Source organism: Paenibacillus sp. 19GGS1-52 (assembly GCF_022369515.1).
Lineage (GTDB): Bacteria > Bacillota > Bacilli > Paenibacillales > Paenibacillaceae > Paenibacillus_AQ.
The window spans coordinates 3,517,882-3,544,050 of sequence record NZ_CP059724.1 but is presented as its reverse complement, the minus strand read 5'-3'; the positions used below and the strand labels follow the sequence as shown (position 1 = coordinate 3,544,050).

The 26,169-nt window shown below is 39.7% G+C and carries 21 protein-coding genes and 2 pseudogenes; 16 read left to right on the top strand and 7 right to left on the bottom strand.

The window, feature by feature from the left end; translation table 11 throughout:
- The first annotated feature begins 1 nt into the window (after nucleotide 1).
- The 5 genes from H1230_RS16625 to H1230_RS16605 all read left to right on the top strand — a co-directional run bounded on the left by H1230_RS16625 (nucleotide 2) and on the right by H1230_RS16605 (nucleotide 6,234).
- Nucleotides 2-352 (top strand): hypothetical protein, encoded by a 351-nt coding sequence (locus H1230_RS16625; RefSeq protein WP_239710790.1) that lies wholly within the window; start codon nucleotides 2-4, stop codon nucleotides 350-352.
- 435 nt (nucleotides 353-787) lie between these two features.
- Nucleotides 788-1,525, top strand: a complete 738-nt coding sequence (locus H1230_RS16620; protein ID WP_239710789.1) for a hypothetical protein — start codon at nucleotides 788-790, stop codon at nucleotides 1,523-1,525.
- A 965-nt stretch (nucleotides 1,526-2,490) separates the two neighbouring features.
- Nucleotides 2,491-3,669, top strand: a complete 1,179-nt coding sequence (locus tag H1230_RS16615) for a tyrosine-type recombinase/integrase (RefSeq protein ID WP_239710786.1) — start codon at nucleotides 2,491-2,493, stop codon at nucleotides 3,667-3,669.
- 29 nt (nucleotides 3,670-3,698) lie between these two features.
- The gene (locus H1230_RS16610) at nucleotides 3,699-5,834 is read left to right on the top strand and encodes a tyrosine-type recombinase/integrase (protein ID WP_239710784.1); all 2,136 of its coding nucleotides are present in this window, start codon (nucleotides 3,699-3,701) and stop codon (nucleotides 5,832-5,834) included.
- Nucleotides 5,827-6,234 (top strand): DUF6262 family protein, encoded by a 408-nt coding sequence (locus H1230_RS16605; protein WP_239710783.1) that lies wholly within the window; start codon nucleotides 5,827-5,829, stop codon nucleotides 6,232-6,234. Before H1230_RS16610 ends, H1230_RS16605 begins: the two co-directional genes overlap by 8 nt.
- A gap of 51 nt (nucleotides 6,235-6,285) precedes the next feature.
- Here H1230_RS16605 and H1230_RS16600 read toward each other — a convergent pair whose 3' ends face one another.
- Nucleotides 6,286-7,212 (bottom strand): transposase, encoded by a 927-nt coding sequence (locus H1230_RS16600; RefSeq protein WP_239717383.1) that lies wholly within the window; start codon nucleotides 7,210-7,212, stop codon nucleotides 6,286-6,288.
- A 34-nt stretch (nucleotides 7,213-7,246) separates the two neighbouring features.
- Between H1230_RS16600 and H1230_RS16595 the strand changes: the two are divergent.
- From H1230_RS16595 to H1230_RS16585, 3 genes and pseudogenes are all read left to right on the top strand, one after another.
- A pseudogene (locus tag H1230_RS16595) lies at nucleotides 7,247-8,140 on the top strand (aminoglycoside phosphotransferase family protein); the annotation flags it as partial.
- A gap of 207 nt (nucleotides 8,141-8,347) precedes the next feature.
- A complete protein-coding gene (locus H1230_RS16590; RefSeq protein ID WP_239710781.1) occupies nucleotides 8,348-9,196 on the top strand; it encodes an AraC family transcriptional regulator in 849 nt (282 codons plus the stop codon).
- Nucleotides 9,197-9,400: 204 nt separating this feature from the next.
- Nucleotides 9,401-10,162: pseudogene (locus H1230_RS16585) on the top strand (Nif3-like dinuclear metal center hexameric protein).
- A 665-nt stretch (nucleotides 10,163-10,827) separates the two neighbouring features.
- Here H1230_RS16585 and H1230_RS16580 read toward each other — a convergent pair.
- The 4 genes from H1230_RS16580 to H1230_RS16565 form a co-directional block, all read right to left on the bottom strand.
- The gene (locus H1230_RS16580; RefSeq protein WP_239710780.1) at nucleotides 10,828-11,433 is read right to left on the bottom strand and encodes an ABC-2 transporter permease; all 606 of its coding nucleotides are present in this window, start codon (nucleotides 11,431-11,433) and stop codon (nucleotides 10,828-10,830) included.
- The gene (locus H1230_RS16575; RefSeq protein ID WP_239710778.1) at nucleotides 11,426-12,292 is read right to left on the bottom strand and encodes an ABC transporter ATP-binding protein; all 867 of its coding nucleotides are present in this window, start codon (nucleotides 12,290-12,292) and stop codon (nucleotides 11,426-11,428) included. Before H1230_RS16575 ends, H1230_RS16580 begins: the two co-directional genes overlap by 8 nt.
- Nucleotides 12,293-12,297: 5 nt before the next feature.
- A complete protein-coding gene (locus tag H1230_RS16570; RefSeq protein WP_239710776.1) occupies nucleotides 12,298-12,669 on the bottom strand; it encodes a GntR family transcriptional regulator in 372 nt (123 codons plus the stop codon).
- Nucleotides 12,670-13,008: 339 nt separating this feature from the next.
- A complete protein-coding gene (locus H1230_RS16565) occupies nucleotides 13,009-13,344 on the bottom strand; it encodes a prolyl oligopeptidase family serine peptidase (protein ID WP_275590889.1) in 336 nt (111 codons plus the stop codon).
- A 467-nt stretch (nucleotides 13,345-13,811) separates the two neighbouring features.
- Here H1230_RS16565 and H1230_RS16560 point away from each other — a divergent pair, with 467 nt between their 5' ends.
- The 6 genes from H1230_RS16560 to H1230_RS16535 all read left to right on the top strand — a co-directional run bounded on the left by H1230_RS16560 (nucleotide 13,812) and on the right by H1230_RS16535 (nucleotide 18,034).
- Nucleotides 13,812-14,255, top strand: a complete 444-nt coding sequence (locus H1230_RS16560; protein ID WP_239710773.1) for a hypothetical protein — start codon at nucleotides 13,812-13,814, stop codon at nucleotides 14,253-14,255.
- 159 nt (nucleotides 14,256-14,414) lie between these two features.
- The gene (locus H1230_RS16555; protein WP_239710771.1) at nucleotides 14,415-15,320 is read left to right on the top strand and encodes a DNA/RNA non-specific endonuclease; all 906 of its coding nucleotides are present in this window, start codon (nucleotides 14,415-14,417) and stop codon (nucleotides 15,318-15,320) included.
- Nucleotides 15,321-15,761: 441 nt separating this feature from the next.
- Nucleotides 15,762-16,571, top strand: coding sequence for a PP2C family serine/threonine-protein phosphatase (locus H1230_RS16550; RefSeq protein ID WP_239710767.1), 810 nt, complete (start codon nucleotides 15,762-15,764; stop codon nucleotides 16,569-16,571).
- A 98-nt stretch (nucleotides 16,572-16,669) separates the two neighbouring features.
- Nucleotides 16,670-17,428, top strand: a complete 759-nt coding sequence (locus tag H1230_RS16545; protein WP_239710765.1) for a 2-phosphosulfolactate phosphatase — start codon at nucleotides 16,670-16,672, stop codon at nucleotides 17,426-17,428.
- A gap of 22 nt (nucleotides 17,429-17,450) precedes the next feature.
- Nucleotides 17,451-17,633 (top strand): hypothetical protein, encoded by a 183-nt coding sequence (locus H1230_RS16540; protein ID WP_239710762.1) that lies wholly within the window; start codon nucleotides 17,451-17,453, stop codon nucleotides 17,631-17,633.
- 77 nt (nucleotides 17,634-17,710) lie between these two features.
- A complete protein-coding gene (locus H1230_RS16535; RefSeq protein WP_239710760.1) occupies nucleotides 17,711-18,034 on the top strand; it encodes a hypothetical protein in 324 nt (107 codons plus the stop codon).
- A 251-nt stretch (nucleotides 18,035-18,285) separates the two neighbouring features.
- Here H1230_RS16535 and H1230_RS16530 read toward each other — a convergent pair whose 3' ends face one another.
- Nucleotides 18,286-18,723 carry a DUF3888 domain-containing protein gene (locus tag H1230_RS16530; RefSeq protein WP_239710758.1) on the bottom strand — a complete coding sequence of 146 codons (438 nt, stop codon included), beginning with the start codon at nucleotides 18,721-18,723 and terminating at the stop codon, nucleotides 18,286-18,288.
- Nucleotides 18,724-19,060: 337 nt separating this feature from the next.
- Here H1230_RS16530 and H1230_RS16525 point away from each other — a divergent pair, with 337 nt between their 5' ends.
- A complete protein-coding gene (locus tag H1230_RS16525; protein ID WP_239710756.1) occupies nucleotides 19,061-19,612 on the top strand; it encodes a hypothetical protein in 552 nt (183 codons plus the stop codon).
- A gap of 311 nt (nucleotides 19,613-19,923) precedes the next feature.
- Here the strand turns inward: H1230_RS16525 and H1230_RS16520 are convergent, their stop codons facing one another.
- On the bottom strand, nucleotides 19,924-21,933 hold the full coding sequence (locus tag H1230_RS16520) for an ATP-dependent DNA helicase (RefSeq protein WP_239710754.1): 2,010 nt from the start codon (nucleotides 21,931-21,933) through the stop codon (nucleotides 19,924-19,926).
- A 392-nt stretch (nucleotides 21,934-22,325) separates the two neighbouring features.
- Here H1230_RS16520 and H1230_RS16515 point away from each other — a divergent pair, with 392 nt between their 5' ends.
- On the top strand, nucleotides 22,326-26,159 hold the full coding sequence (locus tag H1230_RS16515) for an nSTAND3 domain-containing NTPase (RefSeq protein ID WP_239710752.1): 3,834 nt from the start codon (nucleotides 22,326-22,328) through the stop codon (nucleotides 26,157-26,159).
- Nucleotides 26,160-26,169 lie beyond the last annotated feature (10 nt).

Sequence of the window (26,169 nt, the reverse complement as noted above, 5' to 3'; positions counted from 1 at the left end):
AATGAATACAATTCAATTAATGGAAACCCATTTAAATATCGATCTTGGAAATTCGCCCTTTTTAAAATTAGATAAAGGGTTGCAAATTCCATACTCTTCGATTAAAGGGATAACAACAGGTAGACCCATACCAAATGCTTTCAAGCTTTATGGTGCTTCTTTTGGAGGAAAAAGAAATGGATTATTTAGATTTAATGGAGGTTATCATCTCTACTTTTTTAATAATGAGGTTGATACCCTTCATTTTGACTTGAATAATTTTCTTGTTGGTAAATTTGAAATATCAAAGTTAATCATTGATGTTAAAAACCCTGAAGAAATAAGTAAAACTATCTCCGAAAGATTGACGTGATAGTTCAATATAGAAAGGTCTACCGCACTGGCTTTTCTCAACTAACGGGCAGGTTAGTGCAACGAGGCATGGCGGCTAAACACCCTTATGTTAGACACTACACCTCTTAACCAGATGCTCTCATAGAATTGACCAAAATTGTTCTTGTTTCCTTATAATTTCTGTATTCAGACCTTGACTACTTATGGTTTCACTTGACTATAGATGAAAAGTTCCATAACGGCATGGGAACGCCTTCAATTTATGATAGAAACATTGAATATGAAAACAATTGTGTGGTAACTAATGTAAAAATGTCGGTAAAAAATACATTTTCTAAACTTTTTGGATAGTTAAAATATGTATAATTTGATAAAAACCATTACATGAAAGTGGGAGATTAAAATTAAAGGACATGTTTTATTAATAGCATCGTCGGTATTATTACTTAGTCTGTTGGTTGGTTGTAATAGACAACAAAACGATGAAGCAGTCACAGCTAGCAGTACTGCGATTCAAGAAACCGCTAATAATAACATTTTATCTACTCAAGAACAAAACCCTTCAGGTGATATACCTAGTGTATTCCCAAAGTCTGATATCGCGGAATCCATTAACATTGACTTTGTTAATGAAGATCAAGCGATTCGGGCAGAACAACAAACGGATAAGGGAACATTGCTTTTGATTTCAAATGGTAAGGAAGAACGAGGGCATTTGAACGTATCAAGTACGCTGGGGCAAGAGGGAGATCAGACCTTCCAGAGTAATTATTCCATCGTCTACAGACAAGGAGATCAAGATAAGGTTTTATTGGAACTGACAGATTATTTATTTGTCCAACCATCTGATAAAATACTAACCTTTAAAAAGGTGGGGTTTAAAGATGCTGGCGTTTATCTCCTCACCCCACAATACCAAACGGGGCATGGATTGGAAGGATATGTTTTCGCGATCGATAAACAAAGTGGAAACGCGTTCCCATTGAAGATCCTTACAAAGAATAAATTTGTTGCTATTACGCTTGTCTATTCTGAAGCTGAAGCACCATATATAGAGAATGATGTTTTAGTTGTTCCTCCGCCTGTTGGAGCTGGTACATCTGAAGGAGATGCCAAAGATTTGTATTATCAACTAGATTTGAATAAGAAGCAGTTAGTTGCTGTAAAAAAATACCCACTTTCAAATCGTTAAGTAACGATCAGTTTTGTTGATTCAGCTTCATATAATTTTCATCCATACTCCTTCCCTCAATTTCAGAAGATATCAAAGGAGAGCCATAATGATCAAGAATATTGCTATGGTTATTATGTTGTGCTGTTGCGTGTCTGTAATTACAGCATGCGGTATAGAGGTTGTAGATGGGAAAACGTAGGAACTCATACGGAACAAGTGAGCAAGGTGAACCAGGTAACAGAAACAACACAAGTAAATGCTAAGCCCTTTCTTGCGAGAAACCACCGAAAATCTTAGTCTCGTCTAAAAAAAGTTATTACTTTAAGGAGTTGCACAGTACAACCGAACCTGGCACACATCTTGGGTATATGAAATGGAGGAATGGTTCGTATACCCAAACGATATCCGATATTCTACTCTAATGCATTCTATGTTTTGAGTATTTTGCTCTTCATAAAAGGAAGTAACTCAGGTATTTATTGCGCTAACGGGGAACTATAGCTCTGCAACACATGAGGCAGCCGACACAAAATTGGCTGCCTTCTCTGCACTTAAGGGCAGGTTAATTCAATAGCATATTAGGCTTTTATGGTAGGATTATAGAGTAAGATAAGTTAATGTCGTCGTTTTTAGAATGAACAGTATGAAACTATTATAGGAGAATCCTAAAATGAAAAAGAAAATGAACTATTTATTAAATTAAGACAATAAATTATAGGATAGTTAGTCTAATATGAAGGCTGACTATCCTTTTTATTTACATAGTTTATAAATTAAATAAGGGTTGAAAATATAGTTTAGAGTGTTTAATATGAATGTATAAACAAGGAACATTCATTTGTTTTTTAGGAGGACGTAGCCTCGGTGCGAGGACAGCACTCTGCAGAAACGGTAGTTTCGAGGACCTTAAAGAAACAAGAATAACGGTAAATATTACAGGTGGAAATACTATTAAAAATAATAGTTGGTTGGAGGTGATTTTTATGAGGGTACAAGAAATAACTGTTGGTAATAGAAAGGCATATCTTTTAGTTGATGCAGAAGGAATACCAGTTGAACCCGTTGCGAAATATATGAAATACCTATATAACAAAGAGTCCAGCAGCAATACTTTAAAGACTTATTGTACGGCTTTAAAATTTTACTTTACATATTTGGGTCAAACAGAAAGTGATTATCAGAAAGTGAGCTTTGAGAAGCTATCCGATTTCGTTGCTTGGCTTAGAAATCCATATGAGAGCAATAAAATAGTACCTCATAAAAAAACAAAAGCTAAACGTAGCGAAAGTACAGTAAACAATTACATTACGATAGTTACAACTTTTTATGATTACTTATACAGAAATGATTTAGTCGATTCTGACATTGTTGAAAAACTAATGAAGAAGATGTTTGTAGGTGCTGGAGGTAATGGATACAAAGGATTTTTACATCATTTAAATGAAGGAAAGCCTCGTTCTAAAAATGTTCTTAAATTAGATGAACCAAAAAAGAGAGTAAAAGTATTTTCAAAGGAACAGGTCGATGAAATCTATCATTCTACTACGAATATTAGGGATAGATTCCTGGTCCGTCTGCTTTTTGAAACTGGTTTGCGTATTGGAGAAGCCATGTCACTGTTTCTTGAAGATTTTCAATTTGATGCAAAACAAAGGAAACATAAAATCCAATTGACGGACAGAGGTGAACTACCAAATGGAGGTAAATTGAAGACTGGGGAGCGAAGGTTAGACATTTCCCAGGGGCTCATGGACTTGTATGACGATTATTTGTATGAGGTTCTTGACGAATTCGATCCAGATCATAACTTTGTATTTGTGAAGATTTGGGGGGAGAACACTGGACAACCTCTTACCTATTCTGATGTTTATGCAACTTTTAAAGAGATTGAGAGGAAAACGGGTATACACATCACTCCCCACCTATTTCGTCATACGCACGGAACTATTTTTTACCTTCAAACAAAGAATATTAAAGCTGTGCAAGAACGTTTAGGGCATGCACAACTACAAACAACGATAAACCTATACGTCCATCCTTCCGAAGATGATATTCGAAAGGAATGGGAGAAAGCTGCTCACGCTTTTGAGATTGTGCGAAGCAAAGAGAACCAGGAGGAAGAGTTTCAATCAGGTATTCCTGATGAAGCATTTCCTTTTTAAGTTAGATTAGCATTTTAGGAGGATAGACATTGGATAAAATCATAGCAAATAATTTACTCCCACAAAGCGATTATTGGGACTTAATCACATCCACCCTTTCCTCTTACGAGGTTAAGATTATATCTAGTGATGGTAAAGTACAAACGAGACTTGTAGACAATGATTACTTTTTAGTCAATGTTGTTTGGAATCTAAACGATATTGGTCAAATTCCTAACTTTAAAGAACAATTCAATATATACAGAGGAACAAGGAAAAAAATAAAGTTCTCTACCGAAAATCATAATATTGTATTAGAACTTAAGTTTGTTCTTTATTATAAGTTGTTTAACGATGAACTGAGTCTTAGCAGCCTTTATAATACCTATGTAACATTCGGAAAAAAATTAGTTTTGTTTCTAAACGAAAAGTATCCTCACCTCCATTCTCTCCTTGAGTTAGATGTTGAGAAGACTGAGAAACAGTGGATTTGGTGGTTGAACAATAAAGGTGTAGAAACAACCCGAACATTCAAAAATATCCAATATGGTGACTACGAGGGCAAATCAGCAACAGCAAACTTCTTCCGTACCATTTATGAGAAATTATTCAATTTAACAGATAATCGTGAAGAATGGGAGAAAGATAGATGGGATATTAGGGTACTACATGACAAATTTGGGATACCATACAATACAACGATAACGGCGTATTATATTGATTTCACAGGTATTCAAAACGTTATTTTTAGGCAGTATTTAAAGAAGTATATTAAAACAAGATTGCTAGGTGGAGGGAGATTTTCATGGGGTACTGCAATAATATATCTAGAATACGTTTCAAGATTCTTAAATTTCATCAGTGAGTCAGAGCCAAAATGGAACGATTTAAACGGGCTTACAAGACAGCATATTGAGAAATACCTAGAATACCTTCACCATTATGTAAAAAACAATCTCAAGCGGAAAAATGCTAAACCAAAACAACACATACTTAATAATCTTAACCGTGTTTATACATTTTTGAAAGATATTCAACGCTATGATTACAGCATCGCACCAGAGAAATCAACTTCTAAACTAATCTATTCTGAGGATTATCCAAAGCTTGATAAGAAGTCAGATGACGACATTGATTATATTCCTGACCACGTAGTAGATCAACTGTTTGATAATTTAAGCGACCTTCATCTGGATGTACAACCTATTGTGTGGGTTGCCTTTAAAACTGGATTGCGTATAAGCGATGTATTGGAATTAACACAAGATTGTTTGGTTCGTTTAAATGGGAAATATTCTATTGTAACTGATATTGAAAAAGTGTATGTAAAAGGTCACAAAATCCCGATTGATAATCAACTAGCAAATATAATCGCCGTATTAATACACAACTCCAAGGAACTGAGTAACGATGATAACAATCCTAATAAATATATCTTTGTTCGTTACAATGGTCTCCGAAAGGGAAAACCATTTGGGCAAAATTGGGTACAAACACAGCTTAATAAATTAGCAATCGAAAAGAATATTACAGATGAATTGGGAAATATCTTTTATTTTAAGAGTCACCAATTTCGCCACACGTTTGCCGTAAAAATGTTAAATGGTGGAGCTGATATTTTAACAGTACAGGAATTGCTGGCTCATGCATCTCCAGAAATGACAATGAGATATGCTCGTCTACTTGATGATACAAAAAGGAAAGAGTTTGAAAAAGTTGTCAAACAAGGTGTGTTTAGCTTTGACTTAAATGGGGAAATTCATCAAGTTTCTGAAACAGAAGATATTCCTGAAGACATCATGGATATGATGTGGAAAGACGAGAAGTTAAATGCATTGGACAACCCTTACGGGACTTGTCGAGCAAGGGTGAATGGAAACTGTCCATTAGCGGCAGAACCTCCTTGTCTCACAGCGAACGATGGTAAACCTTGTTTTGATTTAGCTGTTGGTATGACGAGTTTTGATGTTAAAAAATATGAACTCCATATAGAGAGTGCAACCAAAATGATTGAAGCCTCAAAAGAGTATGGTCGTGAAGATATGGTTAAAGCAAATGAAAAAAACTTAGAAAGATACCAAAACATTTACGAAACAATCAAGGGTGGAAATGTTATTTTTGGACGTTTGGACCGTATGAAGAGACAATTAGAACGCAAGAAAAAGAAAGGTGTTAAACATGGCTAATTTTGATCGCGAAGAACAATTAAGGCAGCTACACGAAAAGAGAAAGCAAGAAACTAAAGATAAGGTTGAAGAAGCTATTAAACGTCTTACAAAGAGTTCTCAGGCAATTAACTTTAATAGCGTAGCGAAAGAAGCTGGAGTGAGCAAGGCAACGCTTTATAACCACTCTGAGCTTAAAGAGCGTATCGATTTCTTACGAAATCAACAACAAAATGCATTTGTGGACTCGAGGATTAAACGTGATGAGAACAATCAAAATGCCGTAATCGCTTCTCTTAAGAGAAAGATTGAAAAGTTGGAGAAGAATAATAAAGAACTTGAACAAGAAAATAAACGATTGCATGAAAATGAAAATGAGAAGCTAACTGATTACTTTATAAACTTGAGTCTTGCAAAATGATCGCTGTTAGCCAAAAGTAGACATACCTATAGCGTAACCGACTAAACGGCTTTAAGCAGACAGCTTGAGATCGTCCAATACTTCTTTCAGAGGTTTGTGATCCAAAGCTTGCTGGTAGACATAAACGATGATTTGTCCGAAATGTTCATTCCGAATACGTCGTACCACATCTCCCAAGGTCAAGATGTTATCACTTGTAGACCACTCCTTCCGCTGTAGTTCTAAGAAATTGTAGACCAAGTATTGAAGAGTCCAGTAACGCTCTTTGAAGTACCGATAGCCGGTTTCGATGTTCCACCGAACATGATAATAGCTCAGGATGGTGTCGGAATCCAGGCTAATATCCGTGCAGAGGATACAGAATGGTTTCTGTGTAGGGTCAAATTTATCTTCCCAAGACAGCAAAACCTTGACGTTCTCCATATCGGCTACAGGTCCTTCATATTCATAAACCCGATACCGTCCTTGCTTCTCCACCGTAACGGAGCGGAGATCAGTGGAACGGACATGTTCGGAGGCGAACTTGGACATCGAAATTCGAATGCCAGCAGGTGCAATCTTACGATTGGTTTTGACCGCAGCGATTAGATGAAATCCCTTGGTGTTACAGGCATCCATGAACTTCTTGCTTGTGTACCAGCTGTCAGTTAGTACGTAAACCTGTTCGTTTTCGCTAGCAGGATAAGAATCTAAAAGCTCTATAGCCAAGTCATTCTTGCTCTTGAATGTAAGGCGATGCGCTTGGCAGTAAGCTTCTCGTAAGTAAGGTTGGAAATCCCAAGCAAGGGACAGACCTTCTGTCACAACATGAGCAGTCACTAAGCAATGAGACCACATGCTTTTATTTTCATCGTGAGCAAAGTGGTAATCTAGAGCTTCCATATGCTTTGTGGAAGCATCTTTCTTACAGCAAGTGTCGTCAATGATCAGGAACGTAATGGATCGATGATCACCGATCTTGGACCGTTCAGTGCGGATGCGTTCCTGTAGAAATTGTAGTCTACGTCGCTTGGATGGCGAAAAATTGCGGTACCATATAGTGCTGAAAATCCAGCATAAATGGGAGCGTTACGGCGATCCGGGCTCATGGCGTCGGGAATATGATCTCTATTCGTCTGACTTGGGAGCGACGTTCTCGCGAGCCCTCCGCTGGCCGACATGTTATCACGCCGAGCTCAATGCCGAAGAAAATGAATACCAGCTGTGGCTGGAATATATCGATGGCGTAACCGGTTTAGACTTGACCGGTGACATGTATGAAAAGGCCGCGCTGGAGTTAGGTCGCTTTCAAGGCAAGTTGTATGCGGAGCAGCCCGCCATGCTGCAGAGCCTGACCAACCTCAGCCATGTGGATCTCATGAAGAATACGTATCTGCATTATCGGTCATGGCCGGTCGTCTACGATTATATACGCTCGGAGGACTGCAAATTCCCGCTGCAGGTGCGGCAAATGCTCATCGACATCGATGAGCAAGCAGACGAGATATTCGCCCGTATCGAAAAATTGCCCATCGTGCTATGCCACAGGGACTTCTGGGTAACCAACCTGATCTATGCTGACGGGAATTTCGCGCTCATCGACTGGGATACCAGCGGATGGGGTTATCTGGGCGAGGATCTCGCAAGCCTGATCGCGGATGAACCGGATATTGATCACATGATCGAACACTACCAGCGATGCGTCCCCGCGTATTACAAAGGCTTTTCGGAGTATGAGAATGTATCCCGAATCGCCGATCATTGTGTCTACGAGATAATCCTTCTCGTATTCGGGTACAGGCTTGTAGAGGGGTATCTCCACACAGAGGCTGATGATGAGAAGATGAAGCATCTCCATACTCTCCAAAAAATCTATGGAATGAAGCCGACCCTGGATGGTCACATCTGGTTACATAGCCTAAGCTAACGAAGGACTTTAGTACAGGAGCTGACTTGCTGTGCCTCCTTCTATCAACTCAACAAACGGGCAGTTTAGTTTAACGGTCATTCGCTCTGAGTCGCACCATAAACAAGGGCAAGTTTTTATCTGATACAAACTGACTTTCTCGTGCAGGAAATGCACGGCACTCATTCAGGATCCGCGGTAAGATTTATCTCGAAGGGAGGGAGAACGATGGATTGGCTGAACAGGATGAATTGCGCCATGGAATACATCGAAACAAATTTGGCGGACAATATCTCATATGACAAAATTGCACAGATAGCCTGTTGCTCTACTTATCATTTTCAACGAATGTTTCCGTTTATTACGGGAGTATCGTTATCGGAGTACATTCGACGCCGACGCTTAACATTGACGGCTTTTGAGCTGCAGACAACGGATACAAAGGTTATTGATGTAGCTTTGAAGTATGGATACGACTCACCGGAAGCGTTCGCACGGGCGTTTAAGAACCTGCATGGAGTTATCCCGGTATCAGCGCGCGATAAAGGCGTTTCTCTAAAAGCCTATCCTCGTATGTCCTTTCATATTTCAATAAAAGGAGATGCCGAGATGAATTACCGAATTGAACAAAGAGGATCTTTTGAAATGTTTGGAGTCTATGGTTTAATAAATTCGGACCAGAAAACAGCATTTTCTGAAGTTCCTCAATTCCGTAAAAAATGTGATGATGATGGAAGCGTTGATCTAATGAACGAATTGCTGGGACGTTTTGGTGACACCGTATTGCACGCTGCCTTATATGATCATACTAAAGAATCTTTCAAGTACATGGTATGTTACAATCTTCCAAAGGGACTTGAGTTGCCGGAGAGATTTACAAAAATTTCTGTACCGGCATTAACGTGGGCTATTTTCCCGGAGCCGCAATGTGATTTACAGAAACTATGGGTAAGAATATATTCTGAGTGGTTTCCGACATCTGAATATGAACAGGTTGAAGGCCCTAGTTTCGAAATGTATTATGGAATGGCAGTAAATGTTACTGGGGAGATTTGGATACCGATAAAGAAAAAATAATTCACAAGAGATTAACTTTAAGGCCATCCCGTAAAGGATGGCCCTCAAACTTGCTGTTACAGATAGCGTGGTGTACCATTATGCTAACGGGAACGAGAGCTTAATATACAAATAGGAGAAGGCTGCAAACAGTAATGTATGACAACCTTCTGTGCTAACTGGCAGAATGGGCATAAACTCAAATATAGGTGATTAAATGGGGGAGTGGGAGTGGATACCGAACAATTCAGAGAAACAATCGAATCGATATTTGGCAACCTGTTAACACAATTTGATAATGGCGAGGAATTTGCTTTCTACGACTTTGGTCAAAAAACAATTAATCGAATAGGGTACTCAACGAATATTACTCCCGAAATCGTCAAACAAGCAACGGAAAATAAAATAGATCTAATAATTACCCATCACGATGCATGGGATTTCGTCTTTGGTATGAAAGAAGAATGTCATTCTCTACTCAAGGAATATGGAATCAGTCATTTCTTCGTTCATTTACCTCTCGACTATGCTGAAATTGGTACGTGCAATTCATTGTTTAAAGCTCTTGGAATAAATGAACTCATCCATCAATCCACTCACCATGAGGGCAGAAGCCTGCCAGGTATCGGAGAGTTCAGGGTTCCCCTTAGTTTAGATGAGTTAAGTGAAAGAATTAGAACTGTTCTAAATGAAGATATAAAGTCGTGAAGAAACTCAGAAAAACCTATAAAACGAGTTGGTATTATAACAGGAGCAGGGAACTCAACACAAAGTATTCGTGATGCCCATAATGCAGGGTGTGATGTGTATATAACAGGCGAGAAAATCTTATATACTGTACAATATGCGCAGTTCATTGGTATGAATTTAATTGTAGGAAGTCATACGTTTACAGAGATCTTTGGTGTGAGAACGCTGTCTGAAAAGCTTAAAGAAAAGTATAGCTATTTAGAGATAGTCGAGTTAATAGAAGAGCATTTTGAATGAGTCTTCATGTGTGAATCGAGAATAATTATTCTCGTTTCACAAACAGGTAATCCCCTAAGCTATTGACCTAACGGAGACGGTAGTTCAATGGAGCTGATCGCCAACGCTCTCAGCTTAAAACAAGATTGCACAAAAGTACCCCCAATCAATATATCGATTGGGGGTACTTTTGTGTCAATTATTCCAATGGGGGCTATTTTGTGTCATCATTGGGGATGGTTTTGTGTCAATGGACAGTAACGATGTAAGATATGTGTGAGGGGACAAGAACATACATTCATTAGGATCCGCATGCTGCGCGGTTTTTTTATTTTATGGATGTAAGTTCTTGTCCATTGGTCAGGACAAGAACTTACATCGTTTCCCGACTGAGGACAAGAACATGCATTGATTGCCGCGAGAAGTTTGTCCATTGCGGCTAGTCCTAACAGCCAGAGTAGGAGACATTCGTTTGGCCGCGGGACGAACGGAGCATCTACAGCTCGTTGACATAGAAGCTGGCGGCTGGCGCCGCGGTTTTGCTTGAAACGTCATGGACGAAGAACGAAAAGATATCAAAAACATATCGTGCAGGAGTTTGGTAAAGTTGGTGACAGAAGTATCTTCGTCAATCAACAGAGAGATTTTCCAGCTTACAACTTGCCGAGACAGATATAGTAATTCACTTAAAAAGCTTTTCGCTTATAAATGATTGTAGTCATCAGCCAAGAAATCACATAGAGGCCCGTAACAATCAAAGCTATTCCCACATACAAATTCGGGATTGAAAATCGATTGATGAACTCCGAAATAGCCGTTACATATTGGGTCAAGGAATCGGATAGACGCTTAAAAATAAGCGCAATGAGAACAAAACTAACGAGTATAACAGTTGAAATATAACCCGGTTTCAGGAGCTGGAACAATGGGAAAGTAAACGCGGCAAATAGAAGAAACAAACCGCCCGCTATAGCGATATCTGCCCAGGTAAAGGTTTTGTCAAGTACCAACAAGGCCAGACTGGTTATGCCGATAGAGGCCACCATATACACAATTGCTCCCAAATATCGGGAAGCGATAATCTCTGTTCGCGTATACGGCAAAGAATTCAACAAGATATTGGTCTCTACTTTTTCATCGTAAGCATAGGCGTTGAGCGGAATGAAGATACAGGCCACCAAATAGGTTAGAATAGCCGGAGTTCCCAATACAATAAAGACCAGAATATAGGGGATGAAGATCATCAGTTGTTTTTTCTGCAAAATGACATCTCGTCTGATCAGGTTAAGCATGCTTCGTATCCCCCTTTAAATGATACATAATATCTTCCAAATTGGCTTTTTCTATCACAACGTGATCGCCGAATATTTCCCGGATGGATGATCGATTATCCGTTAAAGCTTCAAAGCCGGTTGATGTGCGGCGGATATGAAGGAATGCTTGCTCCGTATCCCGATCCAGGTGGTCAATTCTCCCTTTAACGAGTGCATAGTTGTCAGCTATATCATGAATCGACTGATTAAAAACTAGGCGGCCGTTCCGTATGAAAGTAATGTAATCCGCAATGCGATCCAGATCAGTTGTAATGTGAGTGGAAAAGAACAGCGTTCGTTTGCCGTCGAGCATGATTTCTTGTAGCAGATCCAACAACTCGCGTCTAAAAACAGGGTCTAAACCAGCAGTAGGCTCGTCCATAATAATCAGTTCCGCATCATGCGACAGGGCAATGGCCAATGAAGCCTTCATCTTCATCCCCTTAGAGAACGTCTTAATCGCTTTGTTCAGCGGCAGCTCAAACTGCTCAATATATCGTTTGAAACACTCATCGTCCCAATGCTTGTACGCCGGTGCAACGATCCGTTTAATATCCTTTAGACTAAGACCTTCGAAAAAGACGTTGCTGTCATAGACAAAGCCGATACGCTCCTTAATCGCCTTCTCATGCCGATCATAACCTTGTCCAAAAACCTGGATGCTTCCATCATCTGGTTTGAGCAGATTCATGATCATTTTAATTGTTGTCGATTTGCCCGCTCCATTGGCGCCAATAAAACCTGTTACAAAACCTCGTTGGATTTTCAAATTCATATCCTCAACGGAAAACCCCTTGAAGCGCTTAGTTACGTTATTCAATTCCATCACATACTCCATATCGATTACTCCTCATATAAAATTTTGGTTAATTGCTGCAAATCCGAAAGGGAAAGTCCGATCGCCTTGCAGTTAGCGATGACCATAGCTAATTGTTCTTCGATGACCTGTTGCTTCTTCTCTCTAATCATGTCTGGGCTCTGTTCTGCTACAAACGATCCTTTCCCCACAATCGAATAGATAAATCCTTCTTTCTCCAGTTCATCATAGGCCCGTTTTGTGGTGATGACACTGATTTGCAAGTCCTTGGCCAGATTTCGCATTGAAGGAATTACTGTACTTTTGGGCAATTCTCCTGTTAGAATTAGTGATTTAATTTGCTGAGTGATTTGTTCGTAAATCGGCTCCTTGGAACTATTAGAAATAATAATTTGCATGCCGATACCCCGTTTTATCAAAAAAATTTTATTCATATTGTATATATACTATAGTTACATTATACACAAAAATCAATCCATTTTCAATTTATCGTTTGAGTAATATTATTGCCTGTTTTTGATTTATAATTGTTTAGAATTTTGCCTAATCAATCTTCACTTGATTCATATGATTGCCTGCATACATCGAATCATTCCCTTTGATAAAACGAACTTCCAAGAAAACCGCAGCCATCTCTGGCTCTCTTGGAAGTCCATTATTGTTGTAATTGTGCCTAAGATAATAGGATTGACGATTTGTAACCCTAAAACATTAACCTGCAAATTTGAAGCTCATTCTTAAGAATGTCCTGCTATTTTTTTGACCCACTCAGCCAAATCATGGATCAATAGCGAGGAAACATTACCCGGAACTTCATATTCTGTGCCAGTAGAAGTCTGCTCCACTTCAACAAGAAAATGATTCATTTTGGGGTACTGCAAATATTCTACATCATCGCGTCCTGTCAGAGCATCTTTCCAGCCCTGCAACTGATCTACATGAACTTGTGCATCATTTTCTCCCTGCAGGATCAAAAGTGGAACCTTTTGATCCTTGGCTTCCTCTGCGGTATAGTAATTTCGCAAATCAGCCCACCAGTATCCGATTGGGGATTGTTTTGTTTCATTAAACAATTCGGGAAGGGTTTTAGAACTTATTATTTGATGATCGAAAATACACGACAGGACAAATGTCGGAAGACAAGAACATTATCCGAATGAAATCTGCGTAAACCGCGGGCTTGTTTATTTATCGGACAACGTTCTTGTCATTTGGCGATGACAAGAACATTGTCCGATTGCCACGGGGCAAAGAAACAAGAGGGCATTACGCTAACGGGCAGGATAGTTCAGCAATGCCACAACAAAATTAGGTTTAAAATATGGTATTTTATGGTACAATGGCTTTGCGTTGGAGGTGACGATATTGAAAAGTTATCGAACCGTTTCATATTTGGTCATGTTGTTTATTTCTTACAGTATTTGGTTGTAATAACGAACCTAATGGTGGAGAGAAGATAGCTTACATTTCAGTAACCGATAATTCCCAATATACAAAGACATTTAATGATTTACACCTCGGAATTTTATATGATTTCAATTTGAAACTAACGGAAGCTGATAAAAGTTGGGTAACTCTTTGGGTGGAGGGTTATAAAGATGGAAAAGAAACCGTTCCTTTCCGTTTGAAAGAACTATCATATGGTTTACATCCTGACCAAGAAGCGGAAGGTCCAATGGGGTTTGGAATTATTAATCCCCAATTTGAAAATGTTTCGTTCTTCTTTTATTCGCCAGATGTATCTACTCCCCCTCAATTAGTTGAAAACATCTTAGAACGGGGAGGGGCAAGCACTTGGGACTATGCAATCGGTCACGAAGAAGTAGGTTTAGAATCTGGGGAAACGAAAGTGTTGGGAGTTTACCAACAGTCAGGGAATTCGTTAAGAACATACGACTATCAAGATAGTAATGAAATAACAAAGATGATAAATGAAAATAAAACTGTACTATTACTTAAGATTAAAGTGGAGAGAAGGAACTGATGCTTATTGTTGCACTAACGGATACGTTAGTTGAAGAAGAAAATAAATAAAGGACCACACATATTAGACATATCTAAAATGTGTGGTCCTTTCATTATCTACTCTTTTGCCTATCTAACCTAAATATAAAAAATAATCTTACTTTTAACGATCATCTTTGTGGTTGGTTGTACCAATGTAGAAGATACATCCAATACTTCACAAGAAGTAGTAGCCACAGTTGAAACAAATAAAAATTATGAAAAAGAAGAAACTGTCACTACGGTTGTTGACGAACCAGTAGTAGTGGAAACGCCGAGTGTTCCTGTTGTGGAGGAAATACAAACCCCACCAAATAACGAACAGTTTCAAGGTTACAAGCTTATCGAGGTTGATGGTGGTGATTTGTCTGGGCATCGCGAACCTAACATTGTTGTTGACGTTGGTTATGGGGAGCGTGAATATTGGGCATTTACGAATGAATACGGCCAACTAGTGCGTGTGATTGCTACCGAAATTATTCTGCAAGACGACCTTAACGAAACTGTATTATCGTCTGGCAGATACTACGCAGACGAGGCAAAGGTTCCTTGTGTCGAAAGTGACGTTCTAGATGAAGGACATGTCATTGCTGATTCTCTCGGAGGTGTATCGAATGCGTATAATATTACCCCGCAGGACAGTACACTCAATCGACATGGTAATCAAGCTTATATGGAAGATGCGATACGCAAAGCAGGTGGAGCGACTAATTTTGAAGCGATTATCACATATCCGAATACAAAAACCCAAATCCCCTCAAGTTATCAGTATACCTATACTTTAAAGGGTAACGTGATCATCGATAAATTCGACAATGTGAATCCTGATGAAGTAAACGCATCACTTGGTTTAACAGGCAGTGAACCTTCTGATTCAACTAGTTCAAATACAAACGGTGATATATCCAGTGTTGATACAAACGGTAATGGACAGGTGACGATTAAAGAAGCTAAAGCAGCAGGTTATAGTATGCCAATAACAAGTGAACACTGGTTATACCCATATATGCACGATGCTGATAAGGACGGTATGGTAGGTGAGTAAGCCCCAAGAAGTCTAGGGCAAATAAATGAACAAAGAACATTTTCCTCGTTGGAAGATTTATTAAGTTCAGAGGGAACCGCTAACCTAACGGTCAGTTTAACTCAATAATGCTTGTTGACAGGGAACATTTGGGGATTATATACTCAATTCAAATAATTTACGGCTAAACGCATTGATTGGAAGTATTAAAGGTTATCTATTGCTCAGAGAACTTTCGGTAGGTGCGAGACAGCCGATAGTTCCTCCAACTCACCCATGAGCGGTAGGTTGAAAGGTCTTAACGGTTAACCTCCGTAACTAGGTTCTAAGATGATTCGTTATCGACTAAATAGCGAATCAAGAAGAGTGGTACCGCGATGGAAAAACCTATTGCCTCTTTGTAGACAATAGATTTTTTGTTGCTTTAGTAACAATAAATACTTCAGTTGGTAGGTGGGAATTGTGAAACTAAGTCAATTTATTTGGTTAGGTGATGTAGATAAGCACTTAGATGCCCCCTTTGTAACAAATTATAAAGACATCACTATTGGCATATACGGAGGAAATACTTCTTCTGGTGCCAACAAAAATGAGGACGGGGCTCTTATTTGGCGTAGTGAGGATAATAGCTGTGAATTTATAGTGATTTTAGATGCCCATAATACCGCACAAAGTGCCGAATTAGTAATACGTAGCTTAGAATCAATAATGCCTGAAATTTATGAAGGTTTACTAACATGTACTGAATATTTATTTGAAACAATAAGACAATTGATTGTAAATTTATTCAGTTCACATGATTTCATAAACCAATGCAAAGACATTGTCGGAGAAACTTCTTGTCTAATCTGCGTTAGAAAAGGACCATATTTATGGTGGCTTAATATAGGCGACTGTGTCCTTTACCTCCTTCATGAAGAACTGCAAAAAATGGGTCAGTTTGCCATGAACCAAAGGAACTTTTACGAATGGCTTGGAAATCAGAGTGCATTTAATTATGGAATACCTTGTTATACCACTGGATTACGTGAACTTCGTCCTGGGAAAAACATGATTCTTATGACGACTGATGGTCTTTTAGAGTTCGGAGAAAGTCATTACAACAATCCGAGAAATATATATGAATGCTTAAAATCTCAATTTGAATCTTCTTTAGACACATGTGTTCAAGAATTGCTAACAGCCGTCCACGTTGGTAAAGGTCGAGATAGTGCGACGATTATTTCTTGGACCATTGAAAATAATTCACCAGCTTGTTACCCTTCTGATTAACTAACGGTAAACGATAGCGTAAAGAGCAGACTGCTAATGCAATCTGCTTTTTATATTGAAGTAACGGGCAGGTTAACAAAGGTCAATATCAAAGGGGGATGATCATTATAAACGACGATGTTTTTAATCAAGTTCAATATCGCATTCGATTTGAATGGGGAGCAGAAGGGGTACGACGACTGGCTCCATTATCGAGTGTTGTGGTCATAATTGATGTTTTATCGTTTACTACTTGTGTTGAAGTTGCAGTTTCAAGAGAAGCTTTTGTGTTTCCATATCGGTACAAAGATGAGTCAGCAATAAAATATGCTCAGTCTGTTAATGCCACTTTAGCTGAAAAGCGTGGCAAGACTCCTTCGCTTTCTCCAGTATCGTTACTCTCTCTGCAACAACAATCAAGAATCGTATTACCTTCTCTAAATGGTTCAATGTGTACAGTTATAGCTACTGAGTCTAATGTATTTACGATAGCTGGGTGTTTACGGAATGCTTTTGCTGTTTCAGATTTTATAAAGAGGCATTATCCAGATGAAGTGATAAGTGTAATCGCATGTGGTGAACAGTGGGCAAATGGTATGCTGCGTCCAGCTATTGAAGATTTGATTGCTGCTGGTGCAATTCTTAGTGCGTTTGACCAATCAGTTATTTCGCCAGAGGCTAAGATTGCTGTTAGTGCATTTAGTCATGCAGAACACGACATACAAACGATTTTGAGTGAATGCTCGTCTGGTCGTGAGTTAACAGAAAAGGGCTTTCCAGAGGATGTTATTATTGCAAGTGAACTGAATGTTAGCGAAGTAGTTCCTATATTCCATAATGGAGCCTACATGCAGCCTTTTTTGAACTCGCTAAACTAACGGGAAACGTTAGGGGGGGCATATGTTGAAAAAGAGGCAACGTAAAAAAAATGAGAAACGCTACAAACAAGCTTTTATAGAAGAAATGAAATTGAGATTCGGTGATTCACCATATGAGGGCATCGCTGCTATGGCCAAGAAATTGCAAGCTGAGCAAAGAGAGAAGGACGAACACTCGGGTAGTGATGTTATAGAAGGTAAGTGAGGAATGATACTTACCTCGATTAAGCTCTAACGGGAAACGATAGTTCAGTGAACTAAGAGAATGAGGAGACATTTTGAATGGGACAAGGATACGTTTTAGTCAATAAAAGCAAAGGAGAAATAGTAAGCTTTGCCCACCTCCCAGCGAGTAAAGCAAGGGAATTAACCGGAAATCCCGTAACAGCAGCTATGACGACCTGGTACCTTTTGAGTAATATAGGTGATCAAATTAGTTTTATTGAAGAGGAAAATGTATTGGACGATTATCACGGTGTAACCGATCGACTCATTGACGAATTGATTAAAAGACAGCTTATAAAAGACAACGGGATAGAGGTATTTGACCCAAATGAACCTGAGATATTCATTCGGCGGCTGAGGAACATATGGATGGATTGTTGAGCTAACGGGACACGTTAGCTCAGCAACACTTGAGGCAGCCGACATAAAAATTGGCTGCCTTCTCTGCGATAACGGGCAGGATAGTTGAACAAGATAAGTGGAGGTTTTATGTCGCATTTGACGCATACTGCTCACTAGCGAATTCCAAAGGAGCTCTTTTTTGAGGGTTCAAATATAAAAAACCAACAGCTATCTTAAACTGAAAAATAATTTCCTAGACTATTGTTGGTTTATTGAACAAAAGTTTTCTGTTACTTCAAAAGATCTTGATAATTGGGGGGGAAGTCACTCTTATTGGGTCCGCTAAGATGTTCGAAATTTTTAAGTTCAACTCCAAATGGTGAAATCCGATATGTAAAAACATCTTCGCCGACAGGGATATGAGGGCCGATTGTTGGATGCACATCAAGAGTGATCAAAAAATCAAAACCACGGAAGCCATTAACCCTTTCTATATGCTTCACATCAACAAAATAAGGATAAATATCGGGTGGACCTGGTACTGAAAATACATTTGAGTACACTTCTTCAAGCTTCTCTTGCATATGCGGTAGTAATTGCAAAACAAGCATATCTTGAAGTTGCAATTCTCTTGAGTCCTCAAGCGGCTTCTTCTCAACTGCATTGCAAAATGGAGTTTGCGTTCCAAGCATTGATATTAGGATTACGAAGCAAATTAAAACCTTCATGAGCCGTTCTCCTTTTCTCACCTTAATTCACCAAACAAAATTAATATATCCACAAAGGAAATATGTATTCTGCCCGTTAGATGTTGCACAGTACGAAGATATTGTGCTTGTTCAACTAACGGGATACGTTAGCTCAAACACGATAAGCAGTCGATCAAGTAAACGCAATCGGCAGCCTTTATTCAGACTAATGGGCAGAATTGTGAAGTGGAGATGCGAATAGTAATTGATAAATGATAAAGAAAGGGGATTCAACGCTTAAGTCTATTCTTTATGGTACAGTATTGATACTTAAGATGAATTTAAATTGAGAAATAAATAATAAGGTGGGGGTTATTTGAGTAACTATAACGAAAAAGTTTTTAATGAACAAATACATATTTTAAGAGATTTTCTCTTTCATTATTCTGGGTTTAGATTACTCCATCAAGAATTTGATAATCTGATTAAGTTTGGCTCGCAAGATTTTTGGATTTATACTATTAATGCGCATTATTTACAAGCAATAAATCTATGGTGCATGGTTTTCGGTACAAATACAAATGAAACACACTGGAAAAAATTAGGTTTAATAGGGGATTTCAAATCTATAATTTTATCATCATTAGAATTAGATGATGATACATATACAACTTACTGGGAATCAGTTAAAAATTGGAGAAATAAATATTCGGCCCATAGGATACCAGATTTTTCAGAACCTACTCCAGATTTGAAATTAGCAAGAACAGTAGCATTACTATATGAAGATTGGGTATCAACTAATATAGATGATAGTATTAATTTTTCGTTAAAATCATATGAGGTAGAATTCAATGAAGAGATTAGGAAGTCATTTATGTATTTACTTTCGCCTTTATCGAAAGAGCAGAGTGCATTTGAAAACTAAGTTTACGCTTACGGAGAATGATAGCTGTGAGTTTGCTAAGCAGCAACTCCTTAGTTGTTTGTTGAAGTAACGGGCAGATTACGTTAATGAAAAATCTAGATTAAATAAACTTCGAGTGATATCATTAGAGGGTTAGCATGACGAGTAGCAATACACATGATTTTGCAGCAACTCCGTTCGTTCCCTCTGGGGTCGTATCCTGGTTATTGATGAGGGCAGGTGGAACGAACAGAGGTCGCTCGTGGTGCTTTTGTGAAAGTGCAATTGATCATACAAATGCCAGTACAGTGAACAACTTCATAAATTTGCTATCAAGTTTTCAGATTTTCATTCACAAAGCGCTCAACTTCTTTAAAATCTTCAGTAACATTCTTGAATGGTAAAGCATCCAAAACAGTTTTTCTATAATTTCGAGCTGCTCCAGCGGATAACCTAGAATCCAAAATACTTAATACACCAAGATCGCTTTCACTTCGTATCAAACGCCCCGTACCTTGTCGTAACCTGAGGAGCATATCCGGTAAAAATATCTCATTATGCGGATCTTTTGATATACTCGCCTTATATTCATAAACAGGGTCCGCGGGAACTGGAAAGGGCAGGCGTACAATGATTACCTGTGTTAAATCCGATCCTTCGATATTAACGCCTTCCCAAAACACACCTGTACCGAGTAATACTCCCTTAGATTCTCGAAACTGTTGAATCACTTCATCTTGTGAGGACCCCTCTTTCTGAATATGCAGCGTCCATCTGAGCTCTTCAGTGCTTAACTTCTCCTGAATGACTCTCATATCCTCTTTGGCGGAAAAAAGAACCAACGTTCGTCCTTGGGTCAAATCACACAGTCTAATCAGCTGCCTACAAGCAGCATCAAGAAAGGCATCCTTATTTTCATGTTTGTAGTAGGGAATTTGATTCGATATATATAAGATTGAATGATTGTTATAATCAAACGGTGAGATTTGTCGATCTTTATACTCACCACTATATCCTAATGATTTTGAGATATAAGCATATTCCTCTTCAAGAGTATTTCCTCCTTGGCACATTGTTGCTGAAGTTAAGATTACCGGGGTAGAACCTTCAAATAGGTTATAATTAAGGATTTGGCTGATTCTCTTAGGGCAAATACTAATTGTGGCTTCCTTTTTTGGTTTTGTGGCCCAAATGAGATATCCCTCTTCCTCACCACTTAAAATATCAAATAAATAGTTAAGATCGACTATAGCAGTGATTGAATTATCAATGTCTCTTTCCTGGCGGTCAGTCTCCAAGATCGATAGCCGCAGATTAATATCTTTAAAAATTTGTGCAACCTTACTAAAGGGAATACCGGTTAATTTACCGATTTTCATCCGATCGGTGTCCTGGTTGGCCGTGTATAGTAAATCAGCTTCAATCTGTTTGAACACGTCCATAATGACTCGTTTCAAAAATCTTAAGGAGGCAAAGAAACTTCGTTCTCCGGTCTTTCGAACTAGAAGTTGCAATGCGTTGTCCAGGTCCCGCTCCGTTTGACGAAGCGTAAATTCGACGGTTCTCGCGTCTCTAACCTTGGACTCTAAATTATGAGCTTCATCAATAATAATTAAAGCGGGATGCTCCGTAATAAGTCCTTTCAAACCATCTCTTTTTTTGATCAAATCCCGAATAAGTAGGTCTTGATTCACGATAATAAAATCAATATCCCCATTTCTGGCATTGATCTTGCTCCGCATGTTGTAAAAAGTGCAGGTGCTCTTATAAAAACACCTTTCAAAATTGCACTTATTAACACAAAGCTTGGACCATTCTGAATCTGTTATCCCCCCAGAGATATCAGACCTTTCATTAATTTCTATATCCATTATTCCCCCAACTATTGGCGTGATAGCTTCAAAACCACTCTTTTTCTTGTCTTTTATCTCATATATTTCTGATGCTCGTTGTCTGCAGGCATACTGTCCCATACCTTTTCCAATAATCGATCGAATGCCTGAAAATCCTAACTTCTTGGAGATAGTAAAGAGATCCTGATGTATTTGTTCAGATAGCTGAATGGATGATGTGGCTATGATGATTGGCTGATTCATAAAATGATTAATGTAAAGACTAGGGATAAGGTATCCAAAAGATTTTCCGATACCAACACCCGCTTCTATCATGGCATTCTCATCGTTTATATAAGCCTCAGAAATATCCAAAGACATATTATGCTGCCCTTCACGATCTTTAAGCCCATAACTCTTATGGTTTCCGTAGACCTTAAAGATTGTATCTATTAGAGGTTTTTCGATATTTTGTTTTTTCACACGATTTCGCAAATAATTTTTTTCCATCCAACTGATATATACCGCCTCTTTTCATAAAATATTCCATCCCCTTATTATATCACAAATAAAGGTACATGTGTTCGTAACTATAACCACAATCACCATATATTGATTTTATAACAACATTATTTCTGCATGTTGTTATATTTTCTAGTCAATAAAAAGAGTTCGATTAAAAAAGTGTTAACTGAGAGGATCAATATAGACAAAATACAAAACAAATACTTCTATTTTCATTATTAACAATGGTAAGTACAATGAAGTGATATTCAGGAAATGCTATTATAAAACAATAGAATATATCAATGTAAATTACGATAAAATGACACTGATTTAATACCGATAAAACAGATTATTGTGTACTTCAAAACAATTATTTACGAAGGAGCATTTTGACGATGTCAATTGAGCTAACAGGCCCACAAGGCTATGATTATCAATATACGCTAACAATATTTTTGGCTCTCTTGATGTGGGAGCATGATGGACTGGAACTTATTGTAGAGAAGAAGGATGGCGAGGATGCGGAACTTCATTTTGTCTTTGACAGAAAAACCTTCACTATCGAAACACAAGTTAAAAGCGAACAAGGTACGCTAGGGATTAGCAGCCTTGTTAGATGGGTGGGACACTTTCCTGGTAATCAGGATACCGCAAATTTATTGCATCGGGTGGAGAACGATCCCAATCGCCTGGTGCTGTTCATTACAAGAAGCCGTTGCTCTGACGATACGCAGACCTTCCTTAATGCGATAGGTGACATACTGGAGCATCCAGAGTCCCCGCTCCAAGGAATTTTATTCGATACGTTTCTGGAGGCCTATTCGAAGACGTACAAGACGACGAAGCCATCCCCATTGAAGCAGCGGAGGGACGTTTATTGTATACAACATACTCAGCAGTTGAGAGTGAAAAAATCTGTTCTGAGAGAGCTATCCCGCCGCATCTTGATCTGGGAACGGACGGATGCTGAGTCGATTGAAGCAGAGTTGATTCGCTTGCTGAAGATTCATCATCATATCCCAGAACACAAAGCTAGGGCAGTGATTGGCTATTTGGAGAAGGCGGTACGAGAGGCCCGGAATGAGAGAAAAGACGTGATCCCGCTCATGAGAGACATCTTGTACAAGGATGCAGGGAATCGGGCATTTGCACGACCTATTCACGTACCTTCAGAAGGTGGTGACCTTCTCCTTAGAGACCTGGAGACACACCACGCGCTGCTTCTAACAGGTATCTCTCTTTGCGGCAAATCGCATATGGCCGAATGGATAGCCGAGCTATACCGTGCTGACCAAGGCTATACGTATCTTAAGGAGGTTGAATTGGACTCGGCTTATCGGTATTTGACGGTAGCGAGCAGTGAGAGCCGAATCTGTTTCCTAGAGGATCCATTTGGTTACACAAGTCTGAATCAAGAATCCAGGAATGCGTGGTCCCGCTTATATACGCTAATCGAACAGTTAGGTCCACACCGGAAATTGATTGTCACCTCAAGGAAGGATTTACTGCAACAACTCAACGGCAATCCTTCACAGACTACCTGGAGTGTGGGTGCAAGCAAGTGGAGAGACTTGACGGTGGACAACTCCGCTTACGCTATTAAAGTGTGGTCAAAATATGCAAAGTTGCAGCAACTTCCAGATAGCATCCGGGACATTGTGGCGGCTGGAATGGATGTGGAGCCTACCGCCGTATTGCAGCCAGGACAAATCCGTCATCTGGCGTTCATTGAACCGCACGAGTTGATCAATAAGAGCTACGCGGAGCTTTCAAGTCTGGCCAAGTTTGATGCCGTTCATTTGGGTCAAGTGTTCCTGAGTTGGCAGGAAAATGAAGTCGTTCTGCTTGTCACGATGGTGCTGGGAAGCAGTGTTAGCTTCGGAATTGTTGAGAGGGACCTCTTCGCTCTCTTAAATTTTGTATATGATAAATCAGGGCTTCCCGAGGGTATAGCGCAGGCGCAAACTGTCTGTGAGAAGCTGGAGAGTGCTGGATATATCATCTATGTTGATGATAGATTAATGTTCTCCCATCCAACCTATTATGAGGCGGCAATGCATACTGCCTTGACGCAAGGTAGGTATGGCAAGAAGCGTCTGCTCGACATTCTTCGGCAGCTGCTAGACAGCGAATCTGTCAGTATCATGTTATCCTGCATTCGCAGTTTCGGGAGGATCTATGAGGCGTATCAGGAAAAGGAATTCCACAGTGAGCTGAGAAGAATGGCCCTTCAATCTTTGTCTAGTCCTTACCCGAACATACGAGACGAAGCCCTTGTATTGCTTACTACGCAGATCGAAGAGTTGCAGGACAATGAAGCTGAAACTGTAACAAGTTATATTAAAGATTACCGCTTCATAGACTACAATTTCAAATGGCACGACGGAATCCCTAAGTTCGAAGATACACAGGATAATCGATACCTGCCAATCGATAATGTGGCTATCACTGAAGAAATGTTCTATACGATTGCTGAGCGTCTTAGGTCTCCGGAGGAGGCCTCTAAGGTGACTCCCGAAGAAGCATGGCAGCTCGCTCGAGTCGTGGATGACTACTCATTGGATGCTGAGATCAAGCTAATAATCCTCAAACAACTGCTAACTTATAAAGAAGCGTTTATTCGCGAGCCGGCAGCATTTAGCTTACTCAGCGGATACGGTGAGAATCCGCTTCATGTCGATCTCATTTTGGGAGATCCGCATCCATTCGTTGTACTGCAAGGGATTCAAGGCTGCTTTCAAGGCTGGAGCAGCTGGGCTCGGGACACGCGCGAACGGGTACGAACGAGGCTACAGGAAGTGCTGACAGTCAAAATCAACTGCGTGGCTGTAAATGATTTCATGATAAAGTTCACACAGAAGAGAGATTGGTTCCGTCTAGACTATGAGCATATGTCCTCTCAGAATAAGGAAGAGATTCTACATCTATGGAGCACGCTACTTCCGATCTTTTTGGAATATGTACCTCCTCAATTTCTTGAGATCGACGAAGGTTACTTATTCGAATCGACCTCTAAAGCAGCTTCCCTGTTCAGTGAAGATCAAGTGGTGCATATTACTGAGGCGTGGATCAGTTGGATAGAGCGGATGATCACGTATAGGTCTCCTAGCGATTATGGAATGGGCTTTCTGGATTTTCTACTGAAGCATACAACTGGGAGCATCCTTTACAGAGAAAGTTTAGCAGTCCGTCTATTGGGCAACAGGGATTCATATGTCGTATCCATGTCGCTAGCCGAATACATAAACTACTGGCCGAGACTGCATCCTCAGGAGCAAGTTCAGGTACTGACAGTGCTGCAGAGCGATCGAATCGATGCCCGTTGGCTTAAGGCCATTGCGCTAACACGAGATGAGGTGCCGCTGGAGATATGTCGTCTCCTGCTGGGGGAACCGGAGGGATTGACGCTGCCTCTGGCAGCCACTGAAATAATTAACCTGACAGACTCCGGCTTGCTGACGGACGCTATCGAGGTCTACGGGAGGGAGTATGGAGAACTATACAAGCTTCTTGGAAACACCAGTAATACCCTCTGGCCATCCATAGCTTTGGAATTATTGAAGCGTCCTTGGCATCCTGCTTTTCCCGCAGCGCTCTCTTACGCGCTGCGAAGAGTAATCAATATCACCGAAATGAGTTTTAAGGATCAGGTTCTAGATGCCTGCGACGACTTATTAACGAACGGGCCGAAGAACGTCGTGACGCTGATGACGGATCACATGCTGCGATGGACCGTGCTGGTCAACGGGGCAGATAGCCAATCGTTATGGGAACTGCTCTACGACCACTTAGATGAATTGGAGACTGTGGAGGTTACCGCTAAACTGGTGGAGGTAATCGACTGTATCAGTCAGAACTGCGATATACCTGTTGACCTGCTGGGAAACCGTGCTTACACCCTTTTGCGTGAACTTCATTTACCGTCCGACAATATGATATTTTTTCTTAAAGAGATTGATTGCTTCATCACAGATGGGATAGCCTCAAGTTTGGATATGCTGTTCGAACTGGCACCGCCGCGGGTGATTTACAGCTACAAAATCGTACAAGCCCAGTTTCGGCAACGAAAGGATGAAGGCGTACCAGCCCTTTTATCGAAAATGGAGATGCTGCAGAAACAATTGCATTCTATAGTAACTGAGAAGAAAAAAGCATTCTATCAACAGAAACCAATGGAGGGGTGGATAGAGCTGTGGAAGGAGCAAAACGCTGGGGAACAATCGTACTGATCCTTTATAT

Coding starts and splice junctions, on each gene's coding strand:
- H1230_RS16625 (WP_239710790.1), top strand. CDS start 2: ATGAATACAATTCAATTAATGGAAACCCATTTAAATATCGATCTTGGA.
- H1230_RS16615 (WP_239710786.1), top strand. CDS start 2,491: ATGAGGGTACAAGAAATAACTGTTGGTAATAGAAAGGCATATCTTTTA.
- H1230_RS16605 (WP_239710783.1), top strand. CDS start 5,827: ATGGCTAATTTTGATCGCGAAGAACAATTAAGGCAGCTACACGAAAAG.
- H1230_RS16590 (WP_239710781.1), top strand. CDS start 8,348: ATGGATTGGCTGAACAGGATGAATTGCGCCATGGAATACATCGAAACA.
- H1230_RS16580 (WP_239710780.1), bottom strand. CDS start 11,433: ATGCTTAACCTGATCAGACGAGATGTCATTTTGCAGAAAAAACAACTG.
- H1230_RS16575 (WP_239710778.1), bottom strand. CDS start 12,292: ATGGAGTATGTGATGGAATTGAATAACGTAACTAAGCGCTTCAAGGGG.
- H1230_RS16570 (WP_239710776.1), bottom strand. CDS start 12,669: ATGCAAATTATTATTTCTAATAGTTCCAAGGAGCCGATTTACGAACAA.
- H1230_RS16545 (WP_239710765.1), top strand. CDS start 16,670: ATGATCATTATAAACGACGATGTTTTTAATCAAGTTCAATATCGCATT.
- H1230_RS16540 (WP_239710762.1), top strand. CDS start 17,451: ATGTTGAAAAAGAGGCAACGTAAAAAAAATGAGAAACGCTACAAACAA.
- H1230_RS16535 (WP_239710760.1), top strand. CDS start 17,711: ATGGGACAAGGATACGTTTTAGTCAATAAAAGCAAAGGAGAAATAGTA.
- H1230_RS16530 (WP_239710758.1), bottom strand. CDS start 18,723: ATGAAGGTTTTAATTTGCTTCGTAATCCTAATATCAATGCTTGGAACG.
- H1230_RS16520 (WP_239710754.1), bottom strand. CDS start 21,933: ATGGAAAAAAATTATTTGCGAAATCGTGTGAAAAAACAAAATATCGAA.
- H1230_RS16515 (WP_239710752.1), top strand. CDS start 22,326: ATGTCAATTGAGCTAACAGGCCCACAAGGCTATGATTATCAATATACG.